The 11,450-nt window shown below is 69.2% G+C and carries 5 protein-coding genes, 1 tRNA gene and 4 pseudogenes; 1 reads left to right on the top strand and 9 read right to left on the bottom strand.

What is annotated here, in order from left to right; all coding sequences use genetic code 11:
• Window positions 1-127 precede the first annotated feature (127 nt).
• The 5 genes and pseudogenes from ACRQ5B_RS03535 to ACRQ5B_RS03515 form a co-directional block, all read right to left on the bottom strand.
• Window positions 128-751 carry a TetR/AcrR family transcriptional regulator gene (locus ACRQ5B_RS03535; RefSeq protein ID WP_412884867.1) on the bottom strand — a complete coding sequence of 208 codons (624 nt, stop codon included), beginning with the start codon at window positions 749-751 and terminating at the stop codon, window positions 128-130.
• Window positions 748-2,792: pseudogene (locus ACRQ5B_RS03530) on the bottom strand (YhgE/Pip family protein). Before ACRQ5B_RS03530 ends, ACRQ5B_RS03535 begins: the two are co-directional and overlap by 4 nt.
• Window positions 2,789-3,526, bottom strand: a complete 738-nt coding sequence (locus tag ACRQ5B_RS03525) for an ABC transporter ATP-binding protein (RefSeq protein WP_432396999.1) — start codon at window positions 3,524-3,526, stop codon at window positions 2,789-2,791. The pseudogene ACRQ5B_RS03530 and the gene ACRQ5B_RS03525 overlap by 4 nt, the downstream one beginning before the upstream one ends.
• Before the next feature lie 104 nt (window positions 3,527-3,630).
• A pseudogene (locus tag ACRQ5B_RS03520) lies at window positions 3,631-5,084 on the bottom strand (dihydrolipoyl dehydrogenase family protein).
• Between the two features lie 206 nt (window positions 5,085-5,290).
• Window positions 5,291-5,364: transfer RNA gene (locus ACRQ5B_RS03515), tRNA-Arg, on the bottom strand.
• Window positions 5,365-5,642: 278 nt separating this feature from the next.
• Between ACRQ5B_RS03515 and ACRQ5B_RS03510 the strand changes: the two genes are divergently transcribed.
• Window positions 5,643-7,478, top strand: coding sequence for a phosphoenolpyruvate carboxykinase (GTP) (locus ACRQ5B_RS03510; protein WP_432396996.1), 1,836 nt, complete (start codon window positions 5,643-5,645; stop codon window positions 7,476-7,478).
• Window positions 7,479-7,565: 87 nt separating this feature from the next.
• Here the strand turns inward: ACRQ5B_RS03510 and ACRQ5B_RS03505 are convergent, their stop codons facing one another.
• The 4 genes and pseudogenes from ACRQ5B_RS03505 to ACRQ5B_RS03490 all read right to left on the bottom strand — a co-directional run bounded on the left by ACRQ5B_RS03505 (window position 7,566) and on the right by ACRQ5B_RS03490 (window position 11,345).
• Window positions 7,566-8,732 (bottom strand): globin domain-containing protein, encoded by a 1,167-nt coding sequence (locus ACRQ5B_RS03505; protein ID WP_432396993.1) that lies wholly within the window; start codon window positions 8,730-8,732, stop codon window positions 7,566-7,568.
• A gap of 260 nt (window positions 8,733-8,992) precedes the next feature.
• Window positions 8,993-9,441: pseudogene (locus ACRQ5B_RS03500) on the bottom strand (RrF2 family transcriptional regulator).
• A gap of 14 nt (window positions 9,442-9,455) precedes the next feature.
• Entirely contained in the window at window positions 9,456-9,923 is a 468-nt protein-coding gene (locus ACRQ5B_RS03495; protein ID WP_432396990.1) for a hypothetical protein, read from the bottom strand.
• Between the two features lie 4 nt (window positions 9,924-9,927).
• A pseudogene (locus tag ACRQ5B_RS03490) lies at window positions 9,928-11,345 on the bottom strand (phosphomannomutase/phosphoglucomutase).
• Window positions 11,346-11,450: the final 105 nt, after the last annotated feature.

The raw sequence follows: 11,450 nt of genomic DNA, 5'->3' as shown, positions 1-11,450 counted from the left end.
GCGCCACCGTCCCGTTGAGGGTGGATCCGGCCAGCACCAGCAGGGCCAGCGCTGCGAGGGCGGCTCCGATGGCGGTCTTCCCGCTTCTCCCCATGTGGCGCATGGACTCCATCATCCCCGAGCGGGGCTACTTCAGGACGTAGCCACGCATGCTGGCCATGATCGCGGCGACGCTCTGTTCCCGGGTCCGCTCCGGGTTGTAGGTCTGCCGGTCCAGGCCCACGACGAAGCAAGCGCCGAAGATCGCGGTCTCCAGGCTGCCGCGGGAGATGTCCGGATCCACCGGGTAGCGGGCGGCCACGGCCTCGATCGAGGCCCGGATGACGCCCAGGAGGCGGCCGCGCAGCTCGGCGAAGGTGTCCTGCCACTCGCTGGGGGTGCGCCAGTTCTCGCTGACCCAGAGGCGGGCGAAGGACGGGTACTCGGCCATGAAGTCCATCGCCTGGCCGATCATCGCGTCCATCGCCAGCAGCGGGTCGTCGGCCTCGTCCTTGACGCTGAGCAGCCGGGTCATAAGGATGTCCACGCCGTACCGCAGCAGCTGCGCGATCAGGTCCGACTTGCTGCCGAAGTTGTAGTAGACGGTGCCCTTGGACACGCCCGCGGCGGCGGCGATCTCATCCACCGTCACGCCGGCCGCGCCGCGTTCGCCGATCAGCTCCATGGAGGCCTCGAACAGCTTCTGCTTGGTGGCCCCGGTGCGCCCGGGCCGGAGCTTCTTGTCCCCGGCCTCGGTGGCGTTGCTGGTCATACCGCGATCTCCGGTTTCAGGGTCTTGAGCGTCCAGAACTTGTGTTTGTGGACGGCGACGGCGGACATCGCCAGTCCCAGCACAGTGTAGCCAACCAGGCCCAGCATCACGGGCACGATCCCGGCCAGGTCAGCGCCGTAGATCAGGTGCCGCATGCCGCCCACCACGTATCCCATCGGCAGGACCTGGTGCACCACATGCAGCGGCTCGGGCGTGGTCTGCCACGGGAACGTGCCGCCGGAGGAGACCAGCTGCAGGACCAGCAGGATCAGGACCACCAGCTTGCCCGGGGTGCCCAGCAGCGCCACGATGCCCTGGATGATTGCGCTGAACGCCATCGCCGCGGCGAGCATCAGCACCCACATCAGCACCGGGTGGACCGGGTTCAGGCCCAGTCCCACGTCCACCACGAGGGTGAGCAGGCTGGCCTGGACGGCCGCGACGGTCAGGAACGGCAGCCAGCCGCCGGCGGCGATCTTCCACGACGGCGCATTGGAGGCCAGGGCGCGCTGCGTGATCGGGCGCATGGCCTGGACCAGCATGAAGATGCCGATCCACAGGGCCAGGGTCAGGAAGAAGGGGGCCAGCCCGGCGCCGTAGGACCCGGCCTTGGCCTGGGAGACGTTGCTGACGGCCACCGGGTCGGCCATGACCTTGGCCAGGCTGTTCTTCTGCGAATCGTCCGGGTTGGGGACCTGCCCCGCGCCCTTGGCGATCTCCCCGGCCAGGGTGCCGGCGCCGTCGGCCGCCTTGGCGGAGCCGCTGTCCAGCTGCGCCGCACCGTCGTCGAGCTGCGCCGCGCCCTCGGAGAGTTTGTCCGCTCCGGCCGCCGCGTTCTGTTCGCCGCTGGCCAGGGCCGCGGAGCCGCCCGCCAGCTGGTCGGCGCCGGCGGAGGCCTTGCCGACGGCGTCGGTGAGGGCCGGCGTCGCCCCGGCCAGCCGGGAGGCGCCCGCGCTGACGGCTGCCGAGCCGTCCGCGAGCTGCTGGATCTGCCCGGCGGCGCCCTTCAGTGCTGCGGCCGCGCCGGAGGGGCGGGGGTGTTGTGGGCGTCGTAGTCGGCCATCAGCGCGTCGGCCTGGGGCTGGAGCATCAGCCCGGAGGCCACCAGACGGGCGGTCGACTCCGCCACCTTGGCGCGCTGGGCCTGCGCCGCGGCCTGGTCCGCCGCGGCCATCTGCCCGGCCAGGCCCTGGACCTTGGCATTGAGCGCGGCATTCCCGGCGGCCACCTGGGCGGCCCCGTCGGCCAGCTGCCGCGAATCCTGCGGCAGGGTGGCGGTCTTCTCCCTGAGCTGGCCCAGCCCGGAGGAGAGCTGCCCCGCGCCGCTGTTGAGGGCGTTGGCGCCGTCGAGCAGCTTGTGCTGGCCGGCCGCGAGCTCGGCGGCCCCGCTTCGGAGCGACCCGGTGCCCTCGTGCAGGGAGGCCGCGCCGGTGTGCAGCGAGGAGACGCCGCCGGCGAGGCTGTGCGCGCCGTCGGAGGCCTTGAGCATCTGCGAGTGGATGGTGCCGAAGCCGGTCAGCAGCTGGTTGGCGGTCTCCTCACCCACCTCCTTGGCAACCGTGCCGTGGACCGCCGTCGTCAGCTTGTCCACGATGGTGCTCAGGAGGTAGTTGTTCGCGTCGTTGGTGGTGACGTTCAGCATGGCCTGGTTGGCGGCGTCGAAGCTGCCGGGGGAGGCCAGGTTGGCGGAGAAATCGCGGGGAATCTTCAGGGCGAAGGCGTACTTGCCGCTGCTGACGCCCTCGTCCGCGTCCGCGGAGCTGGAGACCTGCTGCCAGTTGAAGACGTGGCTCTCCAGCAGGCTGTCCGCCACCTTGTGGCCGGCGTCCAGGCGGGAGCCGTCGGCGGTGGTGGCGCCGGTGTCCTCGACCACCAGGGCGGCGTCGATCTGGTTCAGCTTCCCGTAGGGGTCCCAGTTGGCGTAGAGATACACCGCGCCGTAGAGCAGCGGCACCAGGGTCAGGGCCAGGATGGTCAGCTTGGGGAGCAGGCCACCGGTCATGCGCTTGAGTTCGGAGCGGGCCAGCCGCAAGACGGTCATCGGATGTCCTCGGTTTCAACGACGGGTTCGGCCGGGGCCAGCGCTGCGGCGGGGTCCCCGGCGGGGAAAAGTGTCTGGGGTTCTTCGGCGCCTTCTGCGCCATCGGCGGCGGGAGCGGCGTTGCCGATGGCGGCGACTGGACCGGTCCAGCCGGCGGGGACGGCGGCGACGGTGGCAACGACGGCGAGCGGCCGGCCGGCGTCGTACGCCAGCTCCTCGAGCCGGGGCAGCCAGTCCGCGGGATCGCCGCTGTGGCGGTCGGGGGAGTCCACCACCAGCAGGTCCGTCCGCGGGTTGGCCAGCGCCAGCGCGGTCAGCAGCTCCAGCCGGCGGTCGGCGGCCAGGTCATCGGCCCAGGCGCCGGCGATGTCCTCGAACCGGTTGACCTTGAGCCACGGCGTGCTGAGCAGCGCGCCGCGGTACCGGCGGGGGACCAGGGCGAGGTCCTCGGTCACCAGGTCGCGGACGCTCAGGTGCGGCTCGGGCTCGTTCACGCCAGGGGCGTCGACGACGGCGGCACGCTGCCGCAGCTGCTTGATCCGGCCGTAGCGGTCCCACTCGACCGTGCCGGCGGAGGGCTTCATCCGCCCGGACAGGGTCAGGGCCAGGGCGGTGCGCTGGTCCTGGCGGTCGCCGGTGACGAGCAGCAGTTCGCCGCGGGCGGCCTGCAGTGAGGTGGGCGGGAGCAGCGGGACGCGCCGGCCCTTGACGGAGAGCTGGTGAACGCTGAGCACGGAAAGGAGCCTTTCGCAGAAGTTATCTGCTTCAAGGCTAACTAAACTGACTGGTCAGTTCAAATAGATGTGGGGAAGGGAACAGTCCCGGATCCCCGGAGCGGCTACAGCCCGTAACTCTCGAGCAGCCGCAGCCACACCTCACTGACGGTCGGGTAGGAGGGGACGGCGTGCCACAGCCGGTCCAGCGGCACCTCGCCCACGACGGCGATCGTGGCGGCGTGCAGCAGCTCGACCACGTCCGGCCCGGCGAAGGTGGCGCCGAGGAGGACCCGGCGGTCCTCGTCCACCACCAGCTGCGCCCAGCCCTTGTAGTGCTCCGAGTGCAGGGAGGAACCCGCCACCTCGATCGGCAGCTCCACCGAGGTCGCCGTGTAGCCGTCCTTCTTCGCCTGCGCCAGGCTGCGGCCAACGCCGGCCAGCTCCGGGTCGGTGAAGACCACGTTGGGGACGGCGTGCTCGTCCGCGGTCTGGGCGTAGCGGCTCCACGGGGCAGGGTCGCCGGACAGGGAGCCGTCGGCGCGGGCGGCGATCGCGTCGCCGGTGGCGCGTGCCTCGTACTTGCCCTGGTGGGTGAGCATCACCTTGCCGGCCGCGTCGCCCACGGCGTAAAGCCAGGGTCCGGTGGTGTTGCCCTGCGCGTCGTGCACCAGGCCGGTGGCGTCGGTGCGCAGTGTCAGGTCCTTGCCATCCCCGGCGGCCAGGCCCACGCTCTCCAGGCCGAGCCCCTCCAGCGCGGGGTGGCGGCCGGTGGCCACGAGGAGCTTGTCCACGGTGACGGTGCCGCCGCCGGTCTCCAGAGTGAGGGAGCCGTCGTCGTTGGCGGCGACGCTCTTGGTGGGTGTGTTGACGTGAATCTCGACGCCGTCGGCCCGCAACCCGGCCTTGACCAGGTCCGCCGCTTCCTCCGGATAAGACCCCAGCAGGGCGCCGCGGGCCACCACAGTCACGGAGGAGCCCAGCCGGGCGAAGGCCTGCGCCAGTTCGGTGCCGGCCACGCCGCCGCCCAGGACGCCCAGGCGCTCGGGGATCTCGTGGGCGGAGGTGGCCTCCCGCGTGGTCCAGAAGTCGACGTCGTCCAGGCCCTCGATCGGCGGAATGCTGGGACGGGACCCGGTGGCGATGACGACGGCGCGGTTGGCGGTGAGGGCATAGCTGTTGCCGTCGAGGCCGGCCACCTCCACGCGGCGCTCGCCGGTGAGCCAGCCGTGGCCGCGGATCAGTTCGATGCCGGTGTTCTCCACCCACTCGACCTGGCTGTCGTCCTGCCAGTTGGAGGTGAAGTAGTCGCGGCGTTTCAGGACGGCGTCGGTGTCCAGGACCCGGTGACCGCCTCTTCGGCGCCGGGGACGCTCTGGGCTCCGTGCAGTGCCGTGCCTGGCCGCAGGAGGGCCTTCGACGGCATGCAGGCCCAGTAGGAGCATTCGCCGCCCACCAGTTCCGCCTCGATCAGGACCGCGGTGAGGCCGCCCTTGACCACCCGCTCCGCAACGTTCTCGCCCACGGCGCCAGCGCCGATCACGATGACATCGAATTCCCGTTCAATCTGCGCCGTCATGGCAACAGCCTAGCCCCGCGCGGTCCGCGCTACGGTTCTGGACTGGCGCGCCTCGGACCCGGGGTGCGCCCGTCCGAATTCGCCGCATATTTCCGGAACCTCCGCGCCCGGCAGTGTGCCCGCCTTGGCGCCCGGAACTCTGCGGGCCCGGCAGTCCGCGGGCATAAAAAATCCGCACCGGCGGACCGGTGCGGATTTCTTCTGTGTGCGCCCAAAGGGATTCGAACCCCTGACCTTCTGTTCCGTAGACAGACGCTCTATCCAGCTGAGCTATGGGCGCATCTTCGGCTCTTTGGAGTTTCTCGCTCCCCCGAACCTCGAATTACTCTACGCGAGGTGGGCCGCGAGTGCCAAATCGAGGGCGCTGTAATCTCCGCGACTAGACCGGTCTATGTGACCTTGATCACAAATAAACCATCGCTTGGACTTACTATTCCGCGGAATGGCGCGGTTTTTGCTTTTGCCTCGCGCCGTCAAGACGCAATAAGTCCCGAATCTGAATCTACGCCGACCCCTAGCATTTAGGACACACCACTGAACCCGAAGAAGGGAACCGTAATGGGCGATCTGGCGAACATGCCGCTGCTTGAGAAAGCACCCACCACGCATGCCGGTCTACTGGCGTGGGTTGAAGAGGTAGCCGAACTGACCCAGCCGGATCGTATCCACTGGGTTGATGGTTCGGAAGAGGAGAACACGCGGCTCACCGACGAGCTCGTTGCCGCCGGCACCCTGACCCGGCTGAACGAAAAGCTGTTCCCCAACTCCTTCGCGGCGTTCTCCGATCCCGCCGACGTCGCCCGGGTCGAGGAACAGACCTTCATCTGCTCGGAGAACGAGCGCGACGCCGGCTTCACCAACAACTGGATGGAACCGTCGCAGATGAAGGAGAAGCTGCGCGGCCTGTTCAGCGGCTCCATGCGCGGCCGCACCATGTACGTCATTCCCTTCGTGATGGGCCACCTCGACGCCGAGGATCCGAAGTTCGGCGTCGAGATCACCGACAGCGCCTACGTCGTCGCCTCCATGCGGATCATGGCGACCATCGGCACCAAGGTGCTGGACAAGATCACCGCCACCAACGCCTTCTACGTTCCCGCCCTCCACTCCCTGGGCGCGCCGCTGGAAGAGGGCCAGGCCGACGTCACCTGGCCGTGCAACCCGGAGAAGTGGATCGTGCACTTCCCCGAGGAGCGCTCCATCTGGTCCTACGGCTCCGGCTACGGCGGCAACGCCCTGCTCGGCAAGAAGTGCTACGCCCTGCGCATCGCCTCGGTGATGGCCCGCGACGAGGACTGGCTGGCCGAGCACATGCTGATCCTCAAGCTCACCTCCCCGGAGAAGAAGTCGTACTACGTCTCCGCGGCGTTCCCGTCCGCCTGCGGCAAGACCAACCTCGCGCTCCTCGACCCCACCATCGATGGCTGGGAGGTCGAGACCCTTGGCGACGACATCACCTGGATGCGGATTGGCAAGGAAGGTGAGCTGCGCGCCACCAACCCCGAGGCCGGCCTCTTCGGCGTCGCCCCCGGCACCGGCTGGGGCACCAACCCGAACGCCATGCGCGCCATCGCCAAGGGCCACAGCATCTTCACCAACGTCGCGCTCACCGACGACGGCGGCGTGTGGTGGGAAGGCATGACCGACGAAGTGCCCGCGCACCTGATCGACTGGCAGGGCAACGACTGGACCCCGGACTCGGACAAGCCGGCCGCGCACCCGAACTCGCGCTTCTGCACCCCGATCTCCCAGGTCGACATGCTCGCCGAGGAGTACTACAACCCCGAGGGCGTCGAAATCTCCGCGATCCTCTTCGGCGGCCGCCGCAAGACCACGGTGCCGCTGGTGACCGAAGCCCGCGACTGGACCAACGGCATCTTCATGGGGTCCACCCTCTCCTCCGAGACCACCGCCGCCGCCTCCGGCCAGGTGGGCGTGCTGCGCCGCGACCCGATGGCCATGCTGCCCTTCATGGGCTACGACGCCGGTGACTACCTCAAGCACTGGATCAGCGTCTCGGGCAAGGCCAACCCGGAGCGCCTGCCGCACATCTTCCTGGTGAACTGGTTCCGCCGCACCGCCGACGGCGGCTTTGCCTGGCCCGGTTTCGGCGACAACGCCCGTGTCCTCAAGTGGGCCATCGAGCGCATCGAGGGCAAGGCCGACGCCGTCGAGACCCCCATCGGCTATGTCCCCACCGGCGATGCCCTGGACCTGACCGGCCTGGACCTGACCCACGCCCACGTCGAGGACGCCGTCCGCGTGGACCGCGAGGAATGGGACACCGAGCTGGCCTCGATCGAGGAGTGGTACGCCCGCTTCGGCGACTCGCTGCCCGACGCCCTGCGCGCTGAACTCGAGTCGCTCAAGGCCCGGATGGCCTCGCACTCCTAGCCTTACGGCACCACGACGGCGGCCCCGCACCTTCACAGGTGCGGGGCCGACGTCTGTTCAAGGTTGGGCTGCCGGTCCGGCCGGGCCCTAGTTGGCGAGCCAGATATCCGGGCCGAAGACCTCGTAGTGGATCTTCGTGGCGGGGATTCCGGCGTTGATCGCCTCGTTCCGGATGTTCTTCATGAACGGGAGCGGACCGCACAGGTACAGGGATGCGTCCGCGGGCAGGTCCACCTCGCGCAGGCTCATGAACCCCTCGCGGGCGGGGGTTCCCGCCGCCGGACGTTCGAGCCAGAGCTGCAGTTCGGCGCCGTCGAGGCGCTCGACGTCGTCGGTCATCTGGGAGCGCAGCGCCCAGCTCTCCAGCGTGCTTTCGGCGTGCAGCACCAGCACCCGGCGGTCCGAGCCCTCGGCGGCGAGCGAGCGCAGGATGGAGGCCGACGGCGTGCAGCCGATGCCGGCCGAGGCCAGCACCACCGGGCCGTCGCCCTCCTTGAGGGTGATCTCGCCGTAGGGGTTGGAGATCTCGAGGATGTCGCCGACCTGGACGGTCCTGTGCAGGACGGGAGAGACCTCGCCGCCGTCGTCGATCTTGGTGGTGAAGGTGCGGGTGGTCCCGGCGTCGCCGGAGAGGGAGTACTGGCGGACCTGGCGCAGGCCGTCCGGAAGGGTGACCTTGACGCTCACGTACTGGCCGGGCAGCGCGGCCGTGACCGGGGTGCTGTCCTCGGGTTCCAGGACAAAGGTCATGGAGCCGGTGCCGGCGGGGCGCTTGGCTGCCACCCGCCACGGGGTCCACATCGCGTCGTTGGCCTGCGCGGCGTAGAGGCCCTTCTCCAGCTTGATCAGCGCGTCGGCCATGAGCCAGTACACCTCGGTCCATGCCTCCGCGATTTCGGGGGTGATGACCTCGGCCAGGTCCTCGGCGATGGCTGCGAAGAGGTGCTCGTAGACCACCTGGTACTGCGGTTCGGTGATGCCGAGGGAAGCGTGCCGGTGGGCGATGCGGGAGAGGACGGTTTCCGGCAGGGTGCCCGGGTTGGTCACCAGGTGGCTGGCGAAGGCGGCGATGCTCCCGGCGAGGGCCTGCTGCTGGTTGCCGTTGCGCTGGTTGGACCGGCTGAAGAGGCCGTCGAGCAGCTCCGGGTGTGCGCCGAAGAGCCGGGCGTAGAAGTTGGGGGTGATGTCTCCGATGCGGGATCCGACCAGCGGCAGGGTGGCCTCGATGACGGGGAAGGACTTGTCCGAGAGCATGTGCTGACTCCTGAGGTAGTGGTCCGGCGTCTTCAGGCGGACCCTGTGCGTCCATACTGGTATTTCAAATACAAGTATTTACATGTTCTTTTCTACAGCTCGTAGAAGTCCGGTGCAAATCGTGACCGGGCGGCGGGTCATTCGGGCGTTTGGGGCGCGGGTGAATGCCGCCGGGGCCGGGCAGTGCGGGCGCGGGACGGTTCCGTGGGCTGCGGCGCCGGGCGCTGCTTCTCAGTGCTCGGGGTCCGCGGCTGTGCCGCTTAGAGGTCGGGTCGCAGGCCGATCGAGGCGAAGACGGGGTTCATCTGCCGTTCGGTGGGCAGCGAGGAGATGACGATGTCATCGAGTTCGCGGTAGAAGGCCTCGCGGGCCCGGTGCAGGGCGCCCCGGAGGTGGCATTCGGCGATCAGCGGGCAGGTGCCGCCGGGCACCTCGCAGTCGGCTGGATCCTGCCGGGTGTCGAGGGCGCGCAGCAGCTCGCCCACGGTGGCGCGGCGGCCGGCGGCGCTGAGTCGGGATCCGCCGTGGCGGCCGCGTTCGACGTCGATCAGCCCCATCATCCGCAGGTTGGCCATGGCTTTGCTGACGTGGTTGTACGGGGTGCCGACGGCATCGGCGACGGCCTGCGTGGTGAGCAGGCCGCCGCCGGGGCTGCCGCCAGGACCATCATGGCCCGCAGGCTGACGTCGGCGAAGGCGTTAATCCTCATGGTCTGCTGTTGGTCTAGTCCACCCAGACGGTGGGCTCGTTGGAGTCTGCCGCGAGATCCCCGAAGCGGAGGTCCCCGCTGTCATCGCCGGAGTAGGGCAGGACGGCGGCGAAGACGCTGCCGTCGCGGTGTTCGGCCGCGACGTGGATGGCATCGGAGTCTTCCTCCACCAACGTGATGTCGCAGACGATCGCCGCGGCGCGGAACTCGTCCCGGTGCTGGCGGAGGAGTTCCGTCAGGTCGGCGATCATGGCGTCGGCGTCGAAGTCCCCGTCCGTGCCGTCGGCGGCGTCGGCCGGTGTGACCGCCACCAAGCGCACCTCGTCGTCGTTCTGGACCACCAGAGCGAAAGGCAGGAATCCGCCGTTGCGCTCAAGCTGCTCCTGGGCCGCGCCGACGCCGGTACCCAGCAGGTTCTCCAGGTCCGTGGCGCTGGCCTCGGGCACGGAGCTGCGCCAGGAACCGGTGGCCGGGCTGCTCACCCGGTTAGCCCCGGACCACGGACAGCACCCGGTCGCGGATGCGTTCCATGGTTTCCTGGTCCGTGGCCTCGACGTTCAGGCGGAGGAAAGGCTCGGTGTTGGACGGGCGTAGGTTGAACCAGTAGCTGCCGTCGGTGGCGACGAAGGTGCTGCCGTCCAGGTAGTCGATCTCGACGTCCTCGGTGTGGAAATCCTGCCGGACCCGCTCCACGGCGGCGGCCTTGTCCTCGATCTCGGAGTTGATCTCGCCGGAGGACCGGTACGGCTCGTACTCGCGGCCCAGGTCGGAGAGCGGGCCGTCCTGTTCGCCCAGTGCGGCCAGAACGTGCATGGCGGCCAGCATGCCGGTGTCAGCGTTCCAGAAGTCGCGGAAGTAGAAGTGTGCGGAGTGTTCGCCGCCGAAGATGGCGCCCTCCGCGGCCATCACTGCCTTGATGAAGGAGTGGCCCACACGGGTGCGGACGGCGCGGCCTCCGTCGGTGGCGACCAGTTCGGGGACCGCCCGTGAGGTCAGGAGGTTGTGGATGATCGTGGGGGTGTCCTCGCCGTTGGCCTTGGCGCGGGCGATCTCGCGGCGGGCCACCATGCCCGTGACGGCCGAGGGGAGACCGGCTCACCCTTCTCGTCGATCACGAAGCAGCGGTCGGCGTCGCCGTCGAACGCCAGGCCGATGTCGGCGCCGTGCTCCACGACTGCGGCCTGCAGGTCGCGCAGGTTTTCCGGTTCCAGCGGGTTGGCCGGGTGGTTCGGGAACGAGCCGTCCAGTTCGAAGTACAGCGGCACGATCTCCAGCGGCAGCTTGGGCAGCAGCGTGTCGCCGAGGACCGCGGGGGTGGTCATGCCTGCCATGCCGTTGCCGGCGTCGACCACGACCTTCAGCGGGCGGGAGCCGCTGAGATCCACGAGGCTGCGCAGGTACTCGGAGTAGTCCTTGAGGACGTCGCGGACGCTGATCAGACCGCGGGTGCCCTGGGCGGGGATGGTGCCGGCGTTGAGGTATTCCTCGGCGCGGGCCTGGATCTCCTTGAGTCCGGTCTCGGAGGAGATCGGGACGGCGCCGGCCTTGGCCATCTTGATGCCGTTGTATTCGGCGGGGTTGTGGCTGGCGGTGAAAGTGGCGCCGGCGGCGTTGAGCTTGCCGCAGGCGAAGTAGAGCTCGTCGGTGGAGATCAGATCCAGCAGCTGGACGTTGGCCCCGCGGGTGGCGGCGCCGTTGGCGAAGGCCCGGCTGAACTCGGGGGAGGAGGGGCGCATGTCGCCGCCGACCAGGACCGTTTGTCCGCTCAGTTCGAGGACGTCGACGAGGGCGGCGCCAACTGCTTCGACGATCTCGACGGTGATCGAGTCGCCGACGATGCCGCGCACGTCGTAGGCCTTGAAGGAGGCCGAGAGGTCATAGGTCCTGGTCTGTTCGCTAGTCACGGGCACCATCTTACGGTGAACGGTCCGCCGCGCAGCCGAAACAGGTCCGCTTATGTGGATTTCCCGGGAGACGTTGTCCACATAGGGGCTGGCGGGCTTCGTCGC

The organism is Pseudarthrobacter sp. L19, from assembly GCF_050859435.1.
Classification (GTDB): domain Bacteria; phylum Actinomycetota; class Actinomycetes; order Actinomycetales; family Micrococcaceae; genus Arthrobacter.
This window is presented reverse-complemented; position numbering and strand designations above follow the sequence as displayed.